Raw genomic sequence first — 22,368 nt, 5'->3', positions numbered from 1 at the left:
TCAGAGGCTGCTGAGCGCGCCGGTGCGGCGCACCGCCAGCAGGTAGAGCACGATGACCACGACCGGCACGGTGCCGAGGGCCGCCGCCAGCGGCAGGTCGAGCGTGATGTTGGAGTAGACGAGGTTGCCGATGAGCTGCGTCTTGCCGCCAACGATCTGCACGGCGATGTAGTCGCCGAGGCTGAGCGAGAACGTGAAGACCGAGCCCGCCGCGACCGACGGCAGGACCAGCGGCAGCAGGACCGTGCGCAGGGTGCGCCCGGTGCGGGCGCCGAGGTCGGCGGAGGCGTCGAGGAGGCTGTCGGGGACCCGTTCGAGGCCCGCGTGGATCGGCAGGATCATGTACGGCAGCCAGAGGTAGGTCAGGACGAGGATCGTCGCGGTGAGCCCGTACCCCGGCCCGTCGAGGCCGAAGGGGGTCAACAGCCAGTCCAGCAGGCCTCCTCGGGCGAGCATGACGCGCCACGCGTACGCCTTCACCAGGTAGCTCGCCCACAGCGGGGTGAGGAGGGCGACGACGAGCAGGGGACGCCACCGCGGGCGGGCGACGCGCGCCGTGTAGAAGGCGATCGGGAAGGCGATGACCACGCACAGCGCGGTCACGGCGAGGGCGACCCCGATGCTGCGCAGGGCCACCCGGCGGTACACGTCGGTCGTGACCAGCGCCCTGAAGTTGTCCAGGGTCCAGCTGCGCACGATGTCCGAGGTGAACGGGTCCGTGGTCCACAGGCCGGACAGGAAAAGGACCGCGAGGGATCCCAGGTAGGCGACGACCAGCCAGGTCAGGGGCGCCGCGAGCAGCAGGGCCAGCCGGAGCCGGGGGCTGCGGTGCAGCACCCCGGCGGCCTTCGTCACCGGCGCCTCAACCCTTGATCTCGGTCCACGCCTGCACCCACTTCGCGTACGGCACGCACGTCACGTCGGTGCGTCCGTCGAGGCACTGCGGGATGGGCGTGGTCCAGAAGTGCACCTGCTTCCAGTACGCGGCGTCGTCGGCGTGGAAGACGGCGCAGTGGTTCTTGTCGGCGGTCTCGGCGCACGCCTTCGCGTTGGCGGGGGCCTCGCCGAAGTACTCGGCGACCTGGGCGTTCACCTTCGGCGAGACGATCCAGTCGAGCCATTTGTAGGCGCAGTTGGGGTGCTCGGCCTTCGCGGAGACCATCCAGGTGTCGGACCAGCCGGTGGCGCCCTCCTTCGGCAGCACCGCCTTCACGGGGGCCTTCTCGGCCTGTGCGGTGTTCACGATGACCTGCCAGCTGGTGCCGATGACGGAGTCGCCGCTCTTGAAGGCGGAGATCTCCTTCAGGTAGTCGCTCCAGTACTCGCCGACGTTCCCGTTCTGCTTCTTCAGCAGCGCGACCGACGCGTCGAACTGCTTCTGGTCGAGCGCGTACGGGTCCTTGATGCCGAGGTCGGGCCGCGTCTTCATCAGGTACAGCGCGGCGTCGGCGAGGTAGATCGGCGAGTCGTAGGCGGTGACCCTGCCCTGGTGGCGGCTCGCGTCGTCGAAGACGGCCTTCCAGCTGTCGGGGGCGGGCGAGACCTTGTCGGTGCGGTACATGAGGAGGTTGGCGCCGCGGCCGTGCGGGATGCCGTACGCGACCTTCTTGACGGAGTTCCAGGGCTGCATCTTCAACCCCGGGAAGACATCACGGTAGTGGGGCACCAGGCCGGTGTTGACGGGGGCGGCGTCACCGGACGCGATGAGGCGCAGGGACGCGTCGCCGGAGGCGGAGACGGCGTCGTACTGGCCGGTCTTCATCAGGTTGACCATCTCGTCGGAGGTTCCGGCGACCTTGGTGTTCACCTGGCAGCCCGTCTGCTTCTCGAAGGGGGTGACCCAGTCGGCCTTCGGGTCGTTCGAGCCGTCCTCGGCGTAGCCGGCCCAGGCGATCAGGTTGACCTCGCCCTCGGCCTTGCCGAGGGACTTCGGGGCGGAGAGCTTCGGCGGTGTGAAGCCCCGGCCGCCGGGCGCGCCGTCGGCCTTGTCGTCGGACGAGCCGCCGCAGGCGCCGGTGAGCAGCAGCCCGCCGAGCGCGACGGCGGTCAGGATGGTTCGGTTGGCGCGCACGAGGTCTCCCTTTCGGTCGATTCGCGTGAGCGTGGGTGCGCTCAAGTCGCGTGGCTCAGTGGGACGTTGTGCCGTCGGTGCCAGTGCAGCAGGACCCGGCTGCCGGGCAGGGCGAGGGCGTCGGCGGCGGTGGTGTCCAGGTTCTGCCGTACGACGACGAAGCGCACCCCCGCGTCGGTGTCGACGACGACGCGGGTGCTGTCCCCGAGGTACACGGCGTCGGCGACGGTGCCGTGCACCGCGCTGTGGTCGGCCCGATCGTGCTCCCCGTCGGCGTCGAGGACCCGGATCTTCTCCGGTCTGACGCCGAACGTCCCTGGTTTCCCCACGATCAGCTCGGCGGCCCGGCCGGTGAGGGTGTTGGAGGTGCCGACGAAGGACGCCACGAACGCGGAGGCGGGCGACTCGTACAACTCCCCCGGGGTGCCGACCTGTTCGACGCGTCCGGCGTTCAGGACGGCGACCCGGTCGCTGAGCGCCAGGGCCTCCGCCTGGTCGTGGGTGACGAGGACGAAGGTGATGCCGGCGTCGCGCTGCAGTTCCTTCAGCTCGGTCTGCATCTGTTCGCGCAGCTTCAGATCGAGGGCGCCGAGCGGTTCGTCGAGCAGCAGGACCCGCGGCCGGACCACCAACGCCCTTGCCAGGGCGACGCGTTGACGCTGCCCGCCGGACAGCTGGCTTGGTCTGCGGGCGCCGAACCCTTCGAGGCGGACGGAGGCGAGGGCGGCGCGGGCCCGCTCGGCCTGCTCCCTGCGGGAGGCGCCGCGGACCTTCAGCCCGTAGGCGATGTTCTGCTCGACCGTCAGGTGCGGGAAGAGCGCGTAGTCCTGGAAGACGGTGGTGACGTCGCGCTCGAAGGGCGCGCGGCGGGTCACGTCCTCGCCCGCGAGGGTGACCGTGCCGCTCGTCGGGGTCTCGAACCCGGCGATCAGTCGCAGAACCGTCGTCTTGCCGGACCCCGACGGGCCGAGCAGCGAGAAGAATTCGCCCTCGGCGACATCCAGTTCGACGCCGTCGACGGCGGGTACGTCCCCGAAGGACTTGCGCAGGCCGCGCAGGGTGATCGCAGTGGTCCCGTTGCCCGTAGCCATACGCGTAGATCATGCACAGTTCAACGACTCCCACAAGACCGCGTGCCCGTTTCGGTACGGCGCGTCCGGTTCCCTCGGTACTTGAGATTCCGATGACCTCGCGTTCCCGGTCCGTTCAACTCACCTTCTCTGTGCGTGACTTATGCGCTCCCTATGGTCCTTGGGGTTTGCGACAGGAAGGGTGGCTCATGGACAGACCGCTCGCCATACGGGCACGGGGCATCACCAGGCACTTCGGCGACGTCGTCGCTCTGGACGGCATCGATCTGGAGGTGGCGCGGGGACGCGTGCACGGCCTGGTCGGGCCGAACGGCGCCGGCAAGACGACGCTGCTCGGGCTGCTGCTCGGGCTGGCCACCGCGGACGGCGGCACCCTGGAGATCCTCGGCGCGCCGGTCGGCCGGGGACTGGCCGCGCCCGCCGGGGTCGCCGGGTTCGTGGACGGCCCGGGGCTCTACCCGTCCCTCACCGCACGGCAGAACCTCGCCTCGCTCGCCGCGCTGCACGGCCGTGATCCGCGCTCCCCCGCGATCGACGACGCGCTCGACCAGGTCGGCCTGACGGATGTCGCCGACGACCGCACCCGGGGCTTCTCCCTCGGCATGCGCCAGCGCCTCGGTCTCGCCGCGGCGCTGCTCACCGAGCCCCGGTTGCTGATCCTCGACGAGCCCGCCAACGGTCTCGATCCGGCGGGCAAACGGCACGTCCACCGCGTCCTGACCCGGCTCGCCGCGGCCGGTACCGCCGTCGTGCTGTCGAGCCACCGGATGGACGACCTGGAGGCCCTCTGCTCCGAGGTCACCCTCCTCGCCACGGGCCGCGTCGTCTTCTCCGGCCCCCTGGCCGAACTGGCCGCGGGCAACCGCGAACTCGACTACCGCCTCCGCACGTCCGACCCGGCGGCCGCCCGTCGCGTGGCCGCCGACACGTCGGGCATCCACCTCGTGGAGCCGACGGGACCGACGGGACCGGCGGAGTCGGCGGAACCCACGGAACCGGCGGAGTCGGCGCAGGCGCTCGTCGTCCGCGCGCTGACGCCCGCCCTCGACGACCTGGTGACGCGGCTGGTGAAGGCGGGCGTCGCCCTGCGCGAACTGGCGCCGGTGGTCTCGCCGCTGGAGGCGGCGTTCCTGGCCCTGACCGGTCCGGGCGGGGCAGCACCGGAACCGGTCGGCGCACCCGCCGACGCATCAGCAGATGAACCAGTAGCCGAACCGGTCACCGCACCGGAAGGCGCACCGCAGGAGGCCACCCGATGACCGCCGTCCTCACTTCGGACGCTCCCGACGCCCCCGCCGCTCCCGACAACGTTGCCGCGCCCCGCCGCGTGCCGGTGAGGCGCGGCTTCCGGTTCGAGGTCGTCAAGCTGGTGTCGCAGTGGCGGATCCGGCTGATCGTGCTGGTGTGCTGGGTGGCGCCCGCGCTGTTCGTCGCGGCCGTGAGCCAGCAGAGTTCGCTGCCCGTCGACACCCTCTTCGGGCGCTGGATGCACGCCACCGGATGGGCCGGGCCGCTGGTCATGCTCGGGTTCGCCGGGAGCTGGGCGCTGCCGCTCGTGACCTCCGTCGTCGCGGGGGACGTGTTCGCGGCCGAGGACCGGCTCGGCACCTGGCGGCACCTGCTCGTCGCCGTGCGCTCGCCCGGCCGGATCTTCGTGGCCAAGGCGCTGGCCAGCCTCGTCGTGATCCTGGTCCTGGTGGCCGGGCTCGTGGTGTCCAGCACGGCCGGCGGGCTGCTGACCGTCGGGAACCATCCGCTGGTCGGCCTCGACGGCCACGTGCTGACGGCGTCGGACGCGGCCGGGAAGGTGCTGCTCGCGTGGGCCTGCGCGCTCGCCCCGACGCTGGCCCTGTCCGCGATCGGACTGCTCGGGTCCGTCGCGCTCGGCAAGTCGCCGATGGGACTGCTGCTCCCCGCGCTCGTGGCGCTCGCGATGCAGCTCGGACAGATGCTGCCGCTGCCCGTCGCCGTACGGCTCGCGCTGCCCGGGTACGCCTTCATCTCCTGGAACGGTCTCTTCACCGGACCCCAGCAGCTCGGGCCGCTGCTCATCGGCATCGCGGTCTCCCTGGTGTGGGCGGTGGCCGCGACGGCCCTCGCGTACCTCCTGTTCGTACGGCGGGACTTCACCAACCTCACCGACGCCACCTCGGGGCGCCGCGCGCTCACCGTCGGCGCGCTGCCGCTGCTCGGCCTGGGCGTCGCGACGGTCGCGCTGGTCGCCGCCGCGACCCCCGCGACCGGTTCCGGGATCACGCAGGACAAGGTGCAGCGCTCGGTCGCCACGGCGTTCGCGCACCTCTACGTCGTCCAGACCGAGGAGCTGCACCGGCCCGCCGTCACCGAGGCCCGGCTGCGGGCCACGGCGGCGTGCAACAAGGGCAGCGTCCGGGTCGACGCCGAGGGCCCGGGCAACGACTGGCGCTGCGTCGTCTCCTGGCACCTGCCCGGCACCGCCGCCACCGGACAGGCGATCTACCAGCTGGACGTCACCGCCGACGGGCGGTTCGTGGCCGACGGCGACGGACCGAAGGAAGTCAACGGCTACTTCCTGGTGCGCACCCCGACCGGGGACGGACCGAACCCGCTGTGGCAGTTCGACGCCAACGTCGAGCTGCTGAAGGCCACTTCGTGACGGAGGGCCACGACGTGACGGAGCACCGCTCCGTGACGGAGCACCGAAGAAGGGATGCCACCATGCAGGTAACACGCCATCGCAGGCGTGTCGAGGAGGCCCGTACGGGCTTCCTCGCCAGACGCGTCGGCCGCCGCAAACCGCTGGTCGTCACCGGTGTCACGGCGCTCGCCCTGACCGCCGCCGGCGCCGCGTTCGCCTCGACGGACCAGTTCGGCCACGACCAGGTGGGCCAGGTCACCCGGGACGGCCAGGTCATCTCCAGCGACCAGTACATAGCCCCGTACGGCGACCGGCTCGTCCTCAACAGCGGCAAGATCATGTCGTCCTCGGTCAGCCCCGACGGCACGCACCTCGCGGCGTCGGTCACCGACGGCGGCGCCGCGCTGTCCATCGTGGACCTCAAGACGTGGAAGGAGCAGCAGCTCGTCGGCACCGCCGCGACGTCGAACCCGAAGATCGCGAGCAACAGCGTGGGCCAGGAAGGCCCGACGTACTCGCCCGACGGCAAGCAGCTGTGGCTCGGCCAGACCGACGGCTACACCCGGTTCACGGTGAACGACGACGGCAGCGTCTCCGCCCCGACGACCGTCGCGATCCCGGCCGACGGACCCAGGCACGCGCTGGTCGGCGAGCCGGTGTTCGCCCCCGACGGGTCGACCGTGTACGCGGCCGTCAACGGGCAGAACCGGGTCGTCGCCCTGGACGCGGCGACCGGTGCGATCAAGCAGAGCTGGAACGTCGGCAACGCGCCGCGCGACCTGGCCCTGGTCGGCGGCAAGCTGTACGTCAGCAACGAGGGCGGCCGCCCGGCGAAGCCCGGCGACACCACCATCAACTCGTACAACACGCAGGTCCCGGCCGACCCGAAGACCGCGGCCACCACCACCGGCACGGTCAGCGTCATCGACCTGGCGAAGCCGGACGCCGCGCCCGCGGGCATCACCGTCGGTCTGCATCCGACGGCGCTGTACGCGAAGAAGGGCGCGCTGTTCGTCACCAACACCGCGACGAACGACGTGTCGGTCATCGACACCGCCAAGGACAAGGTCGTCCAGACGATCTCCACGAAGCCGTGGCCCGAGGCGTCGGTGGGCTACGAGCCCGACGCGGTGACGCTCACCGGCGACGGCCGCCTCCTGGTGACGCTCGGCCGCGCCAACGCCGTCGCCGTCTACCGGTACAGCACCCCGCAGGAGCCGGTGAGTTACGTCGGTCTGCTGCCGACGGACTACTTCCCGTCGGAGATCGCCACGGTCGGCGACCAGGTCGTCGTCTCCAACACCCGTGGCGTCGACGCCCGCAGGCCCACCACGAAGGCCGGGCGAGGCACGCACGACACGACGGCGAGCGTGCAGCACTTCACGTTGCCGAGCGACCGCGTCATCCGCTCCCAGACGTCCAAGGTCTTCCGGCAGAACGGCTGGACCCGCGGCGCCGTCGAGAAGGCGAACGCCAAGCACCACGCGAAGCCGGTGCCGGTCCCGGTGCGGCTCGGCGACCCGTCGACGATCAAGCACGTGTTCCTGATCGTCAAGGAGAACCGGACCTACGACCAGCTCTTCGGCGACGTGCCGGAGGGCAACGGCGATCCGGCGCTGGCCGAGTTCGGCGCGAACGTGACGCCGAACCAGCACGCCATGGCCGAGCAGTTCGGCCTCTACGACAACACGTACGACATCGGCACGAACTCGGCCGAGGGCCACAACTGGCTGATGCAGGCGGACGACCCGGAGTACACCGAGTCCTCGGCCGGTGAGTACGCGCGCAGCTACGACACCGAGGACGACGCGCTCGGCCACCAGCGCACCGGTTTCCTGTGGACGGGCGCCCAGGACGCGGGCCGGTCCGTGCGGGACTTCGGCGAGTTCCACCAGTTCCTGACCAAGCCGGCCGACGCGAGCTGGCAGAACCTGTACTGCGACGCGAAGAACATGCGGTCGACCGGCGCGGACACCGCGTACAACCTGGTGTCGTCGTCGCCGATCCCGTCGCTGAACTCGGTGTCGGTGCCCGGCTTCGCGAAGTTCGACACCAGCGTGCCCGACATCTACCGGGCCGAGATCTGGAAGAAGGACTTCGCGAAGAACGGTCCGTCGAACCTGAACATGTTCTGGCTCTCCAGCGACCACACCGGCGGCCCGGCGAACTCGCCCGCGCAGGTCGCCGACAACGACCTGGCGACCGGCCGGATCGTCGACACGATCTCGCACTCCACGTACTGGAAGGACTCCGCGATCTTCGTGGTCGAGGACGACTCCCAGGCCGGGCTCGACCACGTCGACGGCCACCGCGCGCCGATCCAGATCATCAGCCCCTGGGCGAAGCGCGGCACCGTCGACAGCCGCTACTACTCGCAGATCACGATGATCCGCACGATCGAGCAGATCCTCGGGGTCCACCCGATGAACCAGAAGGACAGCGCGGCGACGCCGATGGCGACGGCCTTCACCAAGAAGCCCGACTACACGCCGTTCACCGCACTGCCCAACCGGGTGCCGCTCACCGACGGTCTGAAGACCCCGCCGGCCTGTGGCGTGGACACCCCGGCGGCCCAGGACCCGACCGCGGCGGCCGTGCCGTCGACCGAGGTCCCGGCGGCGCAGCGCGAGCTGGCCGCGCAGTGGGCCGGCTGGAAGGCGAAGCAGCGGCTGACCGGCCCGCACGCCGTGCCGGACTTCGCCAACCCGGCGCAGATGAACCACTTCACCTGGTACGAGACGCACGGCTGGTCGCGTCCGTACCCGGGCGAGAAGAAGCTGTACGCGCCCAAGGACGTCCCGGGCGCCTTCATCCCGTCGGCGGAGAACGACGGGTGAGCTAGCCGCTAGGAGGACGGGTGGCCCGCACGGGCCACCCGTCCCTTCTCGCCCGAGGCCCAGCACGCCCCGTCGGACGTGCAGTCCACGGTGTCGTACGAGCCGGTGTCCACGGTGCGCCAGGTGCGGCCCCCGTCGGTGGTGAGGTCGGAGCCGGTCGGGCCGACGGCGAGCGCCGCGGAGCGGGAGTGCGGCAGCCAGGCGACGCCCGAGCGGTAGGCGGGCGGTGCCGTGGCCGACGGGGTCCAGGTGCGGCCCGCGTCGCCGGTGACGGCGGCGGCGCGCGGCGACGGCTGGTCGGCGCGGTAGTCGCCGCCGACGGCGATCCCGTGCGTACGGTCCCGGAAGGCGAGGCCGAAAACGCCGCGTGCCGGGTCGCCGGCCGGGATCGGGGTGTCGGTGACCGTCCAGTTCAGGCCACGGTCGCGGGAGTGCAGCACGCGGGCGGTCGCGCCCCCGCCGGTGGCCAGCCACACGTCCTTCGGGCCGGACGTCACCAGGCACTGCCCGGACGCGGCGAAGCCGGCCTCGCCGGTCTGCGCGGCCGGCATCCCGGCGCTGGGCAGCACCTTCCATGAGCGGCCGCCGTCCCGGGTGGACAGGATGCGGTACTTGCCGTCGACCGGGTCGCTCATCGCGAGCCCGTTGCGGTGGTCGAAGAAGGTGACGCAGTCGTAGAACGCCTTCGCGTCGGGGTTGCGGAAGGACTCCGTCCAGGTCGTCCCGCCGTCGTCCGTGCGGTAGATCCGGGAGGCGTCGCCCTCGCCGATCGCGAGGGCCACGGCGCGGCGGGCGTCGAAGGCCTCGATGTCGCGGAACTCCAGGTCGGCCGCGCCGGCCGGTGACACGGTCCGCCAGTGCGCGCCGCCGTCGGTGGTGCGCAGCACGGTGCCCTTCGAGCCGGCGACCCAGGCCGTGTGCCGGTCGACCGCGGCCAGGCCCCGGAACCGGACGTCCGTGCCGGTGTCCTTCAGGTCCCACACCGGCGTGCGGTCCGCGGCGGGTGCGGGTCCGGTGCCGAGCGCGACCGCGCCGAGCACCGCCGCTCCCAGCGCCGCCGCCGTGCGCACGGCCCTCACACGCCTCTTGCTGCTCATGTCCCTCAGTCCCCTCATGGCGCGCGAAGCTAGCCCACTCCCCCGGCGGCGTCCAGAGCACCATGGTTGAAACCGGTGACAGAGGTCACTCGTTTTTCGTCCGGCTTCAGGTGCACGGATTTCCTCATTCCGTCGTCTATTCAAGTGGGCGGTCAGAACATCCGTCGTCCTCGGTCCAGTCGTCACAAGGGAGCAGGCGTTGTCCATCGTCATCGAGCAAGCCGTCGAGGCCCGTCTCGTCGCCGCCGCCCCGCGCATGGCGAGCATCCCCGCGACCCTGCGCTACGACGTCCGTGACCCGTTCGCCGTGTGCATGGCCTTCCCGGCTCCGGCCACGCTCGAAGGCGTCGAGGTGTGCTGGACGTTCGCCCGCGAGCTGCTGGCCGGTGGGGTGAGCGAGTCCGTCGGCTCCGGTGACGTGCGGGTGCGGCCGTACGGGTACGACCGGACGGTTCTGGAGTTCCACGCCGTGGAGGGCACGGCGATCGTGCACGTGCGCACGGGCGAGCTGCGGCAGTTCCTGGACGACACGACCCGGCTGGTCCCGGCCGGCGACGAGGGGCTGCACGTGGACGTGGACGGCGATCTGGCGGAGCTGCTGCGCGACGCGTACTGAGCGGGCGCGGTTCCCTCCGGGCGCGTGTTCCCCGTCCTGTGGCCCTGCGTTGTCCGCAAGGTGCCTGACATCGCTGTCACGGCGTGTTTGACTGCGGGAACAGATGTGCGGGGGAGGCACGGTGGGCGCAGGGCGGCAGGTTCGACGCGGGCCGGGGGGAGTTCCGGGTCCGGTCATCGCCGCGGGCGTCGTCGTGGTCCTGGCCCTCACCGCCCTGGCGCTGCGGCCCGCCGACGACCTGCTGCACTCCGGCAAGGGGCCGCTCGGCCGCTGGGGCATCGTCGCCATCGCGCTCACCGCGGCCTGGGTCGTGGCGGTCATGTTCGCCACGGAGCGGCTCCGCCGGCGGATCCGCGGCGCGGCGTCCGACGCGTCGCCGCGCGCGGAGCGGCTGCGGCAGGCCGCCGTCCCCGCGCTGGTCGCGGGCCCGGCCGTGCTCGGCGTACTCGCCCTGGTCCTGCACCACTTCACGCACCGGCCCAGCACCCCGTCCCCGGCCGAAGCCCCGCCGATGATCTCGCCGCCGCCCGACATCGAGCGGCAGACACCGCCCGCCGCTTCGGACGGCCACAGTTCCAGCCTCCCGCTGTACGTCCTGCTCGGCCTGGCGGCCGCCGCCGCGCTCGTGCTGCTCGTCCTGGTCGTCGTCCGGCGGCTGTGGCGGCACGGGCTGCCCGTGCCGTCGCTGCCCGCCCCCGCTGTCGCCGGTGAGGACGAGGACCGGGCGCTGCTGCTGTCCGCGATCCGGTCGGGCCGCCGCGCGCTGGACGACGGCGCCGACGCGCGGGCGGCCGTGATCGCCTGTTACGCCGCGATGGAGGACGCCCTCGCCGCGTCCGGCGTCGACCGGCGCGCCTCCGACAGCCCCGCCGACCTGCTGACGCGCGCCACCCGCGCGGGTCTCGCGGCCGGCCCGGCGGCGCCCCGGCTGACCGCGCTGTTCCGGGAGGCGCGCTACTCCTCCCACCCGATGGACGACACCCAGCGCACGGTCGCGGCCGACGCGCTGGAGGAGATCGCGGCGGCCCTGGAGGAACACCGGGCCGTCCCAGAGGCGCACCAGGAGCGGGAGGCCACCTCATGACCCCGCTCCCCGACCGCCCCGACGCGCCCGCCACCCCCGTTGACCGCCGCACCCTGACGTCACGTCAGATCGTGCTGCTGCTGGGCTCCGTCGGCGGTTCCGCCGCCCTCCTCGTGCTGCTCGTCGACGGGGCCGTCGCCGCGGGCGCCGTGCTCGCCGTGCTCGTCGCGGCCGGCCTGCTGCTCGTCCGGTACGTGGTGGGCGCCGGGTCCCTGGACTCCGGGCACCGGGACGAGGTGCGGCTGCTGCGGACGCGGGCGCCGGGCATGGGCGAGTGGCGGCGCAACGTGCGGACGGCCGCGGGACCCGACGGCGCCCTCTACTACCGGGCCGTGCTCCGCCCCGAGCTGCGCCGGCTGTTCGCCGCCGCGCTCGCCGAGCACCACCACGTCTCTCTCGATCAACAGCCGGAGCGCGCCGCCGAGTTGATCGGGGCCGACCTGTGGCCGTGGCTCGGCCACGACACTCCCGGGACTGGGCCCGACGGCGACGTCCCGCTGCCGGTGCTGCGCGCCCTCGTCGACCGTCTGGAGGCGCTGGGCGTGCCCCGCGCCCGTACCCCTGGCCCTCGCACCCGTAAGGAAGAGCAGACGTGACCAGCCCCACCCAGCCCGAGGCACCCACAGCCCAGTCCGGGACGGCCCGGCCCCGGACGGCCCAGCAGGTCGGCGACGAAGTGTCCGCCGTGCTGCGCGAGATCGGCCGAGCCGTCGTCGGCAAGAAGGACGCCCTCGACCTCGTGATGCTGGGCGTCCTGGCCGGCGGGCACGTGCTCGTCGAGGACCTGCCGGGGCTCGGCAAGACGCTGCTCGCCCGCTCGTTCGCGACCACGCTGGGCCTGGACTTCCGCCGGATCCAGTTCACGCCCGACCTGCTGCCGTCGGACGTCACCGGGGCCTCGCTGTACGACCGGCGCAGCGGCGAGATGGTGTTCCACCCGGGCCCGGTCTTCGCGCACCTGCTGCTCGCCGACGAGGTCAACCGGACGCCGCCCAAGACCCAGGCCGCCCTCCTGGAGGCGATGGCCGAGTCGCAGGTGACGGTCGACGGGGCGACGCGGCCGCTGCCGGATCCGTTCATGGTGATCGCGACCGCCAACCCGGTCGAGTACGAGGGCACGTACTCGCTGCCGGAGGCCCAGCTCGACCGCTTCCAGCTGCGGGTCCGCATGGGCTACCTGGCTACGGGCGAGGAGCTCGCCATGCTGCGCGCCCGGGTCGACCGGGCGGCGCCCGAGGTCGTGCTCGACACCTTGGCGGGGCCCGCGGACGTGGCGGCGTGGCGGGCCGTCGTGGAGCGCGTGGAGATCGACGACGACCTGCTGGAGTACGCCGTCGCGCTGGTCGCGGCCACCCGTGAGCATCCGCAGCTCAGCATCGGGGCGTCGCCGCGCGGCGGCCTCGCCCTGGTCCAGCTGGCGCGCGCCCGGGCCGTGTCGGAAGGCCGCGACTACGTGATCCCGGAGGACCTGAAGGGCCTCGCGGTGCCCGCGCTCGCCCACCGGGTGTCGCTGCGGCCCGAGTTGTGGGTGCGCGAGGTGTCCACGGACGACGTGCTGCGGGAGATCGTCGACCAGGTCGGCACCCCGTCGACGCGGCGCACCGCGGCCGTGCCGTCATGACGGGCGGGCCCCGGCGGCCCACCGCTGCCGTACTGCGCGCCCTGGAGGGCCGCACCGGTCCCGGGCAGCCGCCGTCCGCGCCGCCGCCGGGCCCGCGGCCGGGCCCGCGGCCGGGCGAGCGGGCGCTGCGGCTGCTGACCGTGGCGGTCGTCGCGCTGGTGGCCGCGCTGCTCACCGGGCATGCGTGGCTGCTCGCGCTCGCGGCCGGGCCGCTCGTCCTCCTCGCTCTCGCCCTGCCGCGCACCTACGCCACGCGCGTGGAGACGTCCGTGACCGTCGAGCCGCGGCGCTGCTTCGAGGGCGACACGGTCACCGTCCGCGTCACCGTCGCCCACGACGGCGGCGACGTCCGGCTCGACCCCGGTGTCACGCTCGGCCCCGGCGTCCGCCTCGACGACGTCCTCGTCGGCCGCTCCACGGTCACGCTGCGCCACACGGCGCTGCGCTGGGGCCGCTGGTCGCTCGGCCCGGTCGACCTCGACGTGTACGACGCCGGGGGCACGGTCCGCCGCGGCGTGCGGGTCGAGGTGCCGGACGTGTCCGTGTTCCCGTACGCCGGGCAGGCCCGGTTCACCCCGATCCCGGTCCGGCTGCCGCAGCGGCTCGGTGAGCACGCGGCGTTGCAGGCGGGCGAAGGGGTCGAGGTCATCGGCGTGCGGCAGTGGCAGCCCGGCGAGCGGCAGCGGCGGATCCACTGGCCGTCGACGACGCGCCGCGGCAGCGTGCACCTGCACCGGTTCGCGGCCGAGCGGGCCGTCGACACGGTGCTGCTCCTCGACGCGTTCGGTGACGTGGTCGACCCGGCGACCGGGGTGTCGTCGCTGGACGAGACGGTGCGCGCCGCGGCCGGTCTGGCCCGCGCCTATCTGCGCACGCACGACCGGGTCGGCATCGTCTCGGCCGGCGGCACGACGCGCTGGTTGCAGCCGTCGACCGGGGACGCCGCGTTCTACCGGATCGTGGAGAGCGTCCTCGACGTGCGCAGGGACCGCAGTTTCGACGGGGCGGGTCTGGAGCGGGTGCCGCCGCCCGCCCTGCCCGAGGGCGCGCTCGTCCACGTCTTCACCCCGTTGAGCGACGCCCGGATCCTGAAGGTGCTGCGGGATCTCCAGGGCCGGGGCAGACGGCCGGTCGTCGTGGAGATCCCGAGCGGCGACCCGGAGGTCGAACCGGGCGACGCGGCGGGCGAGTTGGGGCTGCGCCTGTGGCACGCGGACCGGGACGCGATGCGGTTCGCCCTGCGCGACAGCGGGGTGCCGGTGCTGCGGCACACCCCGGGCGAGTCGCTGGACCTGGCGCTGGCTCCGCTGCTGTCGGGGCGGGTCGGGGGGCGGCCGCGATGACCCTGACCGGACGGCCTGCCGCGGTGGGCGTGACCTGGTGGGACCTGATCCGCCACTGGGCCGGGACGGTGCCCGTGCGAGTGCTCGGGGCCGGGCTCGTGGTGCTGGCGTACCGGCCGTGGGAGAGCGTGCGGGGGGTGTTCGACGTGACGCTGTTCGGCGGCGTGGTGGTCTTCGCGCTGTGGGCGGCGCCCGGGGTGGACCGGCGGCCGGCCGTGGCCTCGTCCCGCTGGTCGCACCGGCTCGCCCTGCACGGGACGACCGTGCTGGCGGCCGGGACCGTGGTGCTCGCCGCGCTCGGTGACCCGCCGCTGTGGCAGGCCGGGTGCCTGGCGGGGCTGCTGGTCGGCTACCTCACGGCGAGCGACGCCTGGTCCCTGGGCCCCACCGCGACCCGCCCCCGGCGCCGCACCTGGCTCGAAGCGCTCGCGGCGTGTGCGGGGGCGGGCGTCGTGCTGCTCGCGGCGGTGCCGGACGTACCGGAGTCGGGCTTCGGGCGGCCGCTGGCGGCACTGGTCCTCGCGGCGGCGGCGACCGGGGCGGCACTCGCCGCACGCCGGGGCCTCGCCCCGTAGGGACTTGTCCGGCGGGGTCGGCCGGCCCCTGCGAGACGCCTCACAACGCCCGGCTCGGGAGGCCCTACCTCCGGTCAGCCGCCCCCGCCCGACGAGCGTGCCGCCTCCGCCGATCTCACGGCCGCTTCGAGGGCCTTGCGGATCGGCGGCAGGTGCGGGCCGGCCCGGTCGGCGAGGGCGTCCAGGCGGGCGGAGTGCCGGCGCCGGTCACGGCCGGGGACCAGGCCGCGCAGACGGCCCGCGGCGGCCAGCACCACCAGGGTGGCGTCGTCGCGCGGCACCGCGTCCGGCGGCGCCGAACCGGTGAGCGCGCCGAGGGCCTCGGCACGCAGCACCTCCACGTATCCGGCCCGCAGCAGCGTGTAGCGGGTGCCGGGGAAGACGCCGAGGACCCGGCGGCGCTCGGCCCGCAGGTACCCGTCGTCGGCGAGCCCGCGGCGCACCGTGTCGTGGGTGGAGCGGGCCCGGTGGGTGATCCAGCCGCGCCACTTGCGGGGTCTGGACTCCTCGATGAGTTCCATCAGTTCGTCGGCGGCGGGGGCGCCGGTGCGGGCGCCGAGCACGGGGGTCACGATGCCGTCGGCCTCGTGGACCAGTTCGCGCTCGGCGAGTTCCGCGAGGACGGCCGCGCGGACCGCGAGGTGCAGGTCGGTGGCGCCCGCGACCCGGTCCTTGCCGGTGTCGTAGGCCAGGAGGAGGAGGCGGGCGGGCACGGTGAGGGAGCCATGGGGCACGTACCGCACGATAATTCGTTGACGGCGTCCGACACAGGGTCTTACGGTGTAGAAGGTTCTGTTGCCGTCGAACGGAGAAGGACGTTGAAGGTCTGAGGTCGCGAGACACCGCGCATGTCATGCGGCGCACGCCTGTGTTCTGTCCAGGCCGTGCGGTTCGCCGCGCCGTGCATGTCGCCGTGTGAGACCTCGGCCTCCTGAGCCGTCCTCTCCGCCGGAACAGGCCTTCTTCGTTGCCTGTGGCCCGCGGTGTCTCGAACGCGTTGCATCCCACCGCATCCACCGAGCAACCGCGAGGCCTCCATGTCACATACCCCGGGTTTCCCCCGCTCCGCCGCGACCTCGATCGCCGTCACCGCCCTCGACTTCACCTGGCCGGACGGCACCGCCGTCTTCGAGGGACTCCAGGTCGCCTTCGGCCCGGGACGCACCGGCCTGATCGGGCTCAACGGGTCCGGAAAGTCCACCCTGTTGAAGCTGATCGCCGGGGAGCTCCGGCCGGCCGACGGCACCGTGCGGGTGTCCGGCGAGATCGGCTGCCTCCCGCAGAACGTCACGCTCGACACCGCGCTGCGCGTCGACGAGGTCCTCGGCATCGCCGCGACCCGGACCGCGCTGCACGCCATCGAGGCGGGTGACGTCGGCGAGGAGAACTTCGCCGCGGTCGGCGACGACTGGGACGTCGAGGAGCGTGCGATCGCCACGCTCGGCGAACTCGGCCTGGCCCACGTCGACCTGGACCGCACCATCGGCGAGGTGTCGGGCGGCGAGTCGGTGCTGCTGCGGCTGGCGGCGCTGCTCCTGCGCCGCCCGGACGTCCTGCTGCTCGACGAGCCCACCAACAATCTCGACCTGCACGCGCGCCAACGGCTGTACGCCGCCGTCGAGGGCTGGTCGGGCGTGATGGTGGTGGTCAGCCACGACCGTGAACTCCTGGAGCGCGTCGACCAGATCGCCGATCTGCGGGGCGGCGAGGTCACCTGGTACGGCGGGACCTACTCGGCGTACGAGAAGGCGCTCGCCGCCGAACAGGAGGCCGCCGAAAGGATGGTGCGCGTCGCCGAGTCCGACGTGAAGAAGCAGAAGCGCGAACTGACCGAGGCCCAGGTCACGTTGGCGCGGCGCAGGCGCTACGGGCAGAAGATGTGGGACAGCAAGCGCGAGCCGAAGATCGTGATGGGGGCGCGCAAGCGGGCGGCGCAGGTCTCCGCGGGCAAGCACCGCATCCTGCACGAGGAGAAGCTGGCCGAGGCGAAGGAGCGGCTCGACGTCGCCGTGGAGGCGGTGCGCGACGACGACGAGATCCGCGTCGACCTGCCGTACACGGCGGTGCCGCCGGGCCGGTCCGTCCTGTCGCTGCACGACGTCACGACGGCGTACGGGGCGCGGGTGGCGGGCGAGTTCGAGCTGCGCGGCCCCGAGCGGATCGCGCTGCTCGGCCGCAACGGCTCGGGCAAGACGACGCTCCTGCGCACCATCGCCGGTGAACTGGCGCCGGCCGGGGGCGAGCTGGAGACGCACGTGCCGCTGCGCTTCCTGCCGCAGCGCCTCGACGTGCTGGACGACGGGCTGAGCGTCGCGGAGAACGTGGCCCGGTTCGCGCCGCAGGCCACGAACAACCGGGTGCGGGCGCGGCTGGCCCGCTTCCTGTTCAAGGGGGCGCGGGCCGACCAGCCGGCCGGGACGCTGTCGGGCGGCGAGCGGTTCCGGGCGACGCTGGCCGCGCTGATGCTCGCGGAGCCCGCGCCGCAGCTGCTGATGCTGGACGAGCCGACGAACAACCTGGACATGGCGAGCGTGGCCCAGCTGACGTCGGCCCTGGAGGCGTACGAGGGCGCGCTCGTCGTGGCCAGTCACGACCTGCCGTTCCTGGAGTCGATCGGCATCACCCGGTGGCTGCACCTGGACGGCGAACTGAAGGAGGGCGCCGTGTAGGGACACGGGAAGCGACGACACAGCGGACGAAAATACCCGACACTCCTTGTCGGGTATCCGTCCTAGCGTCGTCGGCATGAAGTATCTGCACATCGTCGGCGCCCGGGAGAACAACCTCCAGGACGTCACGCTCCGCATCCCGAAGGACCGGCTCACCGTCTTCACGGGGGTGAGCGGGTCCGGCAAGTCGTCCGTCGTCTTCGACACGATCGCGGTGGAGTCGCAGCGCCAGCTGGGCGAGACGTTCACCTGGTACGTCCGCAACCGGCTGCCGAAGTACGAGCGGCCGCACGCGGACGCGCTCACCGACCTCTCCCCCGCGATCGTCGTCGACCAGCGGCCGATCGGCGGGCACTCGCGGTCCACGGTCGGCACGATGACGGACATCTACGCGGTGCTGCGCGTGCTGTTCTCGCGGCACGGCACACCGAGCGCGGGCGGGGCGAACGCCTACTCGTTCAACGACCCGGCCGGCATGTGCCCCACGTGCGACGGGCTCGGGCGGACCGTGCGGCCCGACTACGACCGCATCCTGGACCCCGCGAAGTCCCTGGCGGACGGGGCGGTGCTCTTCCCGCCGTTCGCGGCCGGCACCTGGCAGGGCCAGACCTACACGCACACCACCGACCTCGACACGACCAAGCCGGTCGGCGAGTTCACCGACGCCGAAAGGGAGTTCCTGCTGCGCGGCCGGGACGCCAAGGTGAACGTGGACAACACGGGCGGCAGCCGCGACATCGACTTCGAGGGCCTCGCGGACCGGTTCGAGCGCCTCTATCTGAACCGGGACCTGTCGGCGCTGAGCCGGCGCACCCAGGAGACCGTGCAGCGGTACCTGGTCGAGGACGTCTGCCCGGTCTGCCACGGCGCCCGGCTCGCCGCCGCCGCGCTCGCCACCCGGATCGACGGCCGGAACATCGCCGAGTGCGCGGCGATGGAGGTCGGCGAGCTGATCCCGTTCCTGCGGCGGATCGAGGGCCCGGTGGGCGAGCCGATCGCGGCGGCCGCCGTCACGGCCCTGGAGCGCGTGGCGGCGATCGGGCTCGGCTACCTCAGCCTGGACCGGCAGACGTCGACGCTCTCCGGCGGCGAGGGCCAGCGACTGAAGACCGTACGGCACCTGGGGTCGAGCCTGACCGGGATGACGTACATCTTCGACGAGCCCAGCGTCGGCCTGCACCCGCGGGACGTGGGACGTCTCAACGACCTGCTGCTGCGGCTGCGCGACAAGGGCAACACGGTCCTCGTCGTCGAGCACGACCCGGACGTGATCGCCGTCGCCGACCACGTCGTCGACATGGGCCCGACGGGCGGTGCGGGCGGCGGGCACGTCGTGTACGAGGGGACGCCGGAGGGCCTGGCGCACGCGGACACGCTCACCGGCCGCTGTCTGCGCCGCACCGGCGGGGTGAAGGAGGAGCCGCGCACGGCGACCGGCGCCGTGCGCATCGAGAGCGCCTCGCTGCACAACCTCAAGGACCTGACGGTGGACGTGCCGACGGGCGTGCTCACCGCGGTCACCGGCGTCGCGGGCTCCGGCAAGAGCAGTCTCGTGTCGGGCGCGCTGCGCGCGGCGCGGCCGGACGCCGTGGTCGTCGACCAGTCGTCCATCGGCATCTCGGGGCGGTCCACCCCGGCGACGTACCTCGGGATCATGGACACCGTACGGAAGATCTTCGCCCGCGGGACGGGCGCGGACGCGGGCCTGTTCAGCTTCAACTCGTCGGGGGCCTGCGGGAGCTGTCAGGGGCGCGGGGTGATCTTCAGCGATCTCGCGTTCATGGACCCCGTGACCACGGTCTGCCCGGTGTGCGAAGGACGGCGGTTCAAGGACGAGGTGCTGGCGCTGACCGTGCGCGGGCGCAGCGTCGCCGACGTGCTGGACATGACGGCGGGGCAGGCCCTCGACCACTTCACCGCGCCCGACGAGGAGCCGGTGCGCCGCCGGCTGCGCGCCCTGCGGGACGTCGGCCTCACCTACCTCGCGCTGGGCCGGCCGCTGAGCACGCTGTCCGGCGGCGAGCGCCAGCGGATCAAGCTGGCCACGCAGCTGCACCGCACCGCGGCGACGTACATCCTCGACGAGCCGACCACCGGGCTGCACCTGGCGGACGTCGACGGGCTCGTGACGCTGCTCGACCGGCTGGTCGACGCGGGCAACACCGTGGTCGTCGTCGAGCACCACCTCGATGTGATCCGGCGCGCGGACTGGGTCATCGACCTGGGCCCCGAGGGCGGCCGGCACGGCGGGCGGGTGCTGTTCGAGGGCACCCCGGCCCAACTCCTCGACGCGGACGGCTCGTTCACCGCGGAGCATCTGCGGCGGGCCGTCGCGGGCGCGGTCGGGCCCGGTGAGGGGGCCGTGACGGCCGCGTGACGGGGGATTCCGCCGCGCCCGCCGGGCTGTGCATGATGTGCGCCGTCGCACCACGCCGCAGCAGCCCTGGAGTACCCCGTGCCCAGCAAGAAGGCCCTCGTCCGCCGCCCCGGACCGCGCATCGCGGACGGACTCGTCACGCACGTCGAGCGCAGGCCCGTCGACGCCGATCGGGCGCTGGCCCAGTGGCAGGAGTACGTCGCCGCCCTGGAGGGGCACGGCTGGGAGACGTTCCTGGTGGAGCCGGCGGACGACTGCCCGGACGCGGTGTTCGTGGAGGACGCGGTGGTCGCCTTCCGGAACGTGGCGCTGATCGCCCGGCCGGGTGCCGAGTCGCGGCGCGGGGAGACCGCCGGGGTCGAGGAGGCGGTGGCGCGGCTCGGCTGCTCCGTCAACTGGGTCTGGGAACCCGGCACGCTCGACGGGGGCGACGTACTGAAAGTGGGCGACACCGTCTACGTGGGCCGCGGCGGCCGGACCAACGCCGCCGGTGTGGCCCAGCTGCGGGCCGCCTTCGAACCGCTGGGCGCGCGCGTCGTGGCGGCTCCGGTCAGCAAGGTGCTGCATCTGAAGTCGGCGGTCACGGCGCTGCCCGACGGCACGGTCATCGGGCACGAGCCCCTGGTCGACCACACCTCGCTCTTCCCGCGCTTCCTGCCCGTGCCGGAGGAGTCGGGCGCGCACGTGGTGCTGCTGGGCGGTGACCGTCTGCTCATGGCGGCCAGCGCGCCCAAGTCGGCGGAGCTGCTGGCGGGCCTCGGCTACGACCCGGTCCTGGTGGACATTTCGGAGTTCGAGAAGCTCGAAGGGTGTGTGACGTGCCTCTCAGTCAGGCTCCGGGGGCTGCACGCGTAACCACGGCTCTTTATGGAACGCTTAACCTACGGCAACGTAACCTACGACACCGTAGGTAGAACCGCTCGCTGTACCTCCGTCCCCCAGGAGCCCCCGTGACCGTCATCTCCCCCCGCCTCGGCTCGTCGACCACCTGGACCGACGCCCGGCTCCTTTACGCGCTGGAGGAAGTGGTCGAGAAGGAGCTCAACCGGCACCTCAAGGTGGCCAAGGACTGGATGCCGCACGAGTACGTGCCCTGGTCCGCCGGCCGCAACTTCCCGGGCTTCTTCGAGGACGGCGAGGCCTGGGACAAGGAGCAGTCGCAGGTCACCGAGATCGGCCGGACCGCCCTCGTCGTCAACCTGCTGACCGAGGACAACCTGCCCAGCTACCACCACGAGATCGCCTCGCTCTTCGGCCGCGACGGCGCGTGGGGCACCTGGGTGCACCGCTGGACGGCGGAGGAGGGCCGGCACGGCATCGTGATGCGCGACTACCTCCTCGCGTCGCGCGCCGTGGACCCGGACAAGCTCGAGGCGTTCCGGATGTCGCACATGAGCGAGGGCTTCGAGTCGGACAACCGGCACTCGATGCTGCACTCCGTCGCGTACGTCGCGTTCCAGGAGCTGGCGACCCGCATCTCGCACCGCAACACCGGGCACCAGTCCGGCGACCCGGTCTGCGACCGGATGCTGGCGCGCATCGCCACGGACGAGAACCTGCACATGGTCTTCTACCGCAACCTGCTCAAGGCCGCGTTCGAGCTCGCGCCCGACCTGACGATGCAGGCCGTGCGCGACGTCGTCGTGAACTTCCGGATGCCCGGTCACGGCATCCCCGGCTTCGAGCGGGCCGCCGCGCAGATGGCGATCGGCGAGGTCTACAACATGCGCATCCACCACGACGACGTGCTCCAGCCGGTGCTGCGCCACCTGAAGGTCCTGGAGATCACGGGCCTGGGCCCCGAGGGCATCAAGGCGCAGGAGGAGCTGGGCCTGTTCATGAACGGCCTCGACTCGGAGGCCGCCAAGTTCGACGAGAAGCTGGCGGCCCGCAAGGCGCGCATGGCGGCGAGGGCCTCCGGCGTCTGACCGGTACGTGGTGACCGCGCCCCTTCAGGGCGCCGTTCTCACCCGCGCCGCTGCGTCGCGGACGTCCGGGGTGGGGTGGGACCGCAGGGCCAGCAGACGCGTCCGCCAACGGTCCGGCCAGGACTCCCGTTCGCCTCGGGCCACCGTGACGGCCCACGCGAACAGACCCTCCGCGAGCGTGCCGCAGGCAGCCAGCTCGCCCGCCACCCGGTGCAGCCCGGCCCCGTCCACGGACTCCTGGCGGAGCCGGTCGCGCAGACGGCCCGCCGTGTCCGCGGCGAGCACCGGGCGGCCGTCGTGCAGCGCGGCCAGCTCCCGCAGCGCGGGCCCCGGATCGGCGAGATCCACCGCGCCGAGCCGCACCCGGGCGGACGTCGCCACGAACGGGTCCCGCCCGGCGAGGGCCTGCGCCACGGTGCGGGCCGCCGGCCGCAGCGCCGCC

General features: G+C 72.9%; 18 protein-coding genes and 1 pseudogene. 13 read left to right on the top strand and 6 right to left on the bottom strand.

Going from position 1 to position 22,368, the window contains the following annotated elements; translation table 11 throughout:
* The 3 genes from RBJ77_RS05445 to RBJ77_RS05435 are packed head-to-tail and all read right to left on the bottom strand — an operon-like array spanning window position 1 to window position 3,162.
* Complete coding sequence (locus RBJ77_RS05445; RefSeq protein ID WP_372343925.1) at window positions 1-855, bottom strand: ABC transporter permease; 855 nt, start codon at window positions 853-855, stop codon at window positions 1-3.
* Between the two features lie 7 nt (window positions 856-862).
* Window positions 863-2,071 (bottom strand): ABC transporter substrate-binding protein, encoded by a 1,209-nt coding sequence (locus RBJ77_RS05440; RefSeq protein ID WP_372343924.1) that lies wholly within the window; start codon window positions 2,069-2,071, stop codon window positions 863-865.
* Between the two features lie 41 nt (window positions 2,072-2,112).
* Complete coding sequence (locus tag RBJ77_RS05435) at window positions 2,113-3,162, bottom strand: ABC transporter ATP-binding protein (protein WP_372343923.1); 1,050 nt, start codon at window positions 3,160-3,162, stop codon at window positions 2,113-2,115.
* Window positions 3,163-3,350: 188 nt separating this feature from the next.
* On the opposite strand from RBJ77_RS05435, the gene RBJ77_RS05430 reads away from it, so the two are divergent.
* From RBJ77_RS05430 to RBJ77_RS05420, 3 genes are all read left to right on the top strand, one after another.
* Window positions 3,351-4,421: an ABC transporter ATP-binding protein gene (locus RBJ77_RS05430; protein ID WP_372343922.1), complete on the top strand. Its 1,071-nt coding sequence runs from the start codon at window positions 3,351-3,353 to the stop codon at window positions 4,419-4,421.
* The gene (locus tag RBJ77_RS05425; protein WP_372343921.1) at window positions 4,418-5,797 is read left to right on the top strand and encodes an ABC transporter permease; all 1,380 of its coding nucleotides are present in this window, start codon (window positions 4,418-4,420) and stop codon (window positions 5,795-5,797) included. Before RBJ77_RS05430 ends, RBJ77_RS05425 begins: the two co-directional genes overlap by 4 nt.
* Window positions 5,798-5,859: 62 nt before the next feature.
* Window positions 5,860-8,616 carry an alkaline phosphatase family protein gene (locus tag RBJ77_RS05420; protein ID WP_372343920.1) on the top strand — a complete coding sequence of 919 codons (2,757 nt, stop codon included), beginning with the start codon at window positions 5,860-5,862 and terminating at the stop codon, window positions 8,614-8,616.
* Between the two features lie 8 nt (window positions 8,617-8,624).
* Here the strand turns inward: RBJ77_RS05420 and RBJ77_RS05415 are convergent, their stop codons facing one another.
* Entirely contained in the window at window positions 8,625-9,713 is a 1,089-nt protein-coding gene (locus tag RBJ77_RS05415; RefSeq protein ID WP_372343919.1) for a WD40/YVTN/BNR-like repeat-containing protein, read from the bottom strand.
* A 199-nt stretch (window positions 9,714-9,912) separates the two neighbouring features.
* Between RBJ77_RS05415 and RBJ77_RS05410 the strand changes: the two genes are divergently transcribed.
* From RBJ77_RS05410 to RBJ77_RS05385, 6 genes are all read left to right on the top strand, one after another.
* Window positions 9,913-10,329 carry an SsgA family sporulation/cell division regulator gene (locus RBJ77_RS05410; protein WP_372343918.1) on the top strand — a complete coding sequence of 139 codons (417 nt, stop codon included), beginning with the start codon at window positions 9,913-9,915 and terminating at the stop codon, window positions 10,327-10,329.
* 121 nt (window positions 10,330-10,450) lie between these two features.
* Entirely contained in the window at window positions 10,451-11,413 is a 963-nt protein-coding gene (locus tag RBJ77_RS05405) for a DUF4129 domain-containing protein (protein ID WP_372343917.1), read from the top strand.
* Entirely contained in the window at window positions 11,410-12,009 is a 600-nt protein-coding gene (locus tag RBJ77_RS05400) for a hypothetical protein (protein ID WP_372343916.1), read from the top strand. The genes RBJ77_RS05405 and RBJ77_RS05400 overlap by 4 nt, the downstream gene beginning before the upstream one ends.
* Window positions 12,006-13,034, top strand: coding sequence for an AAA family ATPase (locus RBJ77_RS05395; protein ID WP_372343915.1), 1,029 nt, complete (start codon window positions 12,006-12,008; stop codon window positions 13,032-13,034). Before RBJ77_RS05400 ends, RBJ77_RS05395 begins: the two co-directional genes overlap by 4 nt.
* A complete protein-coding gene (locus RBJ77_RS05390; protein ID WP_372343914.1) occupies window positions 13,031-14,377 on the top strand; it encodes a DUF58 domain-containing protein in 1,347 nt (448 codons plus the stop codon). The genes RBJ77_RS05395 and RBJ77_RS05390 overlap by 4 nt, the downstream gene beginning before the upstream one ends.
* On the top strand, window positions 14,374-14,952 hold the full coding sequence (locus RBJ77_RS05385) for a hypothetical protein (RefSeq protein ID WP_372343913.1): 579 nt from the start codon (window positions 14,374-14,376) through the stop codon (window positions 14,950-14,952). Before RBJ77_RS05390 ends, RBJ77_RS05385 begins: the two co-directional genes overlap by 4 nt.
* A gap of 74 nt (window positions 14,953-15,026) precedes the next feature.
* On the opposite strand, the gene RBJ77_RS05380 is transcribed toward RBJ77_RS05385, so the two are convergent.
* A complete protein-coding gene (locus tag RBJ77_RS05380) occupies window positions 15,027-15,686 on the bottom strand; it encodes a GPP34 family phosphoprotein (protein ID WP_372343912.1) in 660 nt (219 codons plus the stop codon).
* 303 nt (window positions 15,687-15,989) lie between these two features.
* On the opposite strand from RBJ77_RS05380, the gene RBJ77_RS05375 reads away from it, so the two are divergent.
* The 4 genes from RBJ77_RS05375 (at window position 15,990) to RBJ77_RS05360 (ending at window position 21,926) form a co-directional block, all read left to right on the top strand.
* The gene (locus RBJ77_RS05375) at window positions 15,990-17,621 is read left to right on the top strand and encodes an ABC-F family ATP-binding cassette domain-containing protein (protein WP_372343911.1); all 1,632 of its coding nucleotides are present in this window, start codon (window positions 15,990-15,992) and stop codon (window positions 17,619-17,621) included.
* 76 nt (window positions 17,622-17,697) lie between these two features.
* Window positions 17,698-19,998, top strand: a complete 2,301-nt coding sequence (locus RBJ77_RS05370; protein ID WP_372343910.1) for an ATP-binding cassette domain-containing protein — start codon at window positions 17,698-17,700, stop codon at window positions 19,996-19,998.
* A 78-nt stretch (window positions 19,999-20,076) separates the two neighbouring features.
* Window positions 20,077-20,853 (top strand): dimethylargininase, encoded by a 777-nt coding sequence (gene ddaH, locus RBJ77_RS05365; protein ID WP_372343909.1) that lies wholly within the window; start codon window positions 20,077-20,079, stop codon window positions 20,851-20,853.
* Between the two features lie 95 nt (window positions 20,854-20,948).
* Window positions 20,949-21,926 carry an acyl-ACP desaturase gene (locus RBJ77_RS05360; RefSeq protein ID WP_255974157.1) on the top strand — a complete coding sequence of 326 codons (978 nt, stop codon included), beginning with the start codon at window positions 20,949-20,951 and terminating at the stop codon, window positions 21,924-21,926.
* A 24-nt stretch (window positions 21,927-21,950) separates the two neighbouring features.
* On the opposite strand, the pseudogene RBJ77_RS05355 reads toward RBJ77_RS05360, so the two are convergent.
* Window positions 21,951-22,368 (bottom strand): annotated as a pseudogene (locus RBJ77_RS05355) (hypothetical protein); the annotation flags it as partial.

It is taken from the genome of Streptomyces sp. KL116D (assembly GCF_030766975.1).
GTDB lineage: Bacteria > Actinomycetota > Actinomycetes > Streptomycetales > Streptomycetaceae > Streptomyces > Streptomyces longispororuber_A.
Note: the sequence above shows the minus strand (reverse complement) of the source record. Positions and strands in the feature narration are given on the sequence as shown.

What these genes read in the sequence shown, in the direction of transcription:
- RBJ77_RS05390 (WP_372343914.1), top strand. Translation starts at nt 13,031, where the DNA reads ATGACGGGCGGGCCCCGGCGGCCCACCGCTGCCGTACTGCGCGCCCTG.
- RBJ77_RS05420 (WP_372343920.1), top strand. Translation starts at nt 5,860, where the DNA reads ATGCAGGTAACACGCCATCGCAGGCGTGTCGAGGAGGCCCGTACGGGC.
- RBJ77_RS05375 (WP_372343911.1), top strand. Translation starts at nt 15,990, where the DNA reads ATGTCACATACCCCGGGTTTCCCCCGCTCCGCCGCGACCTCGATCGCC.
- RBJ77_RS05415 (WP_372343919.1), bottom strand. Translation starts at nt 9,713, where the DNA reads ATGAGCAGCAAGAGGCGTGTGAGGGCCGTGCGCACGGCGGCGGCGCTG.
- RBJ77_RS05430 (WP_372343922.1), top strand. Translation starts at nt 3,351, where the DNA reads ATGGACAGACCGCTCGCCATACGGGCACGGGGCATCACCAGGCACTTC.
- RBJ77_RS05435 (WP_372343923.1), bottom strand. Translation starts at nt 3,162, where the DNA reads ATGGCTACGGGCAACGGGACCACTGCGATCACCCTGCGCGGCCTGCGC.
- RBJ77_RS05400 (WP_372343916.1), top strand. Translation starts at nt 11,410, where the DNA reads ATGACCCCGCTCCCCGACCGCCCCGACGCGCCCGCCACCCCCGTTGAC.
- RBJ77_RS05370 (WP_372343910.1), top strand. Translation starts at nt 17,698, where the DNA reads ATGAAGTATCTGCACATCGTCGGCGCCCGGGAGAACAACCTCCAGGAC.
- RBJ77_RS05385 (WP_372343913.1), top strand. Translation starts at nt 14,374, where the DNA reads ATGACCCTGACCGGACGGCCTGCCGCGGTGGGCGTGACCTGGTGGGAC.
- RBJ77_RS05425 (WP_372343921.1), top strand. Translation starts at nt 4,418, where the DNA reads ATGACCGCCGTCCTCACTTCGGACGCTCCCGACGCCCCCGCCGCTCCC.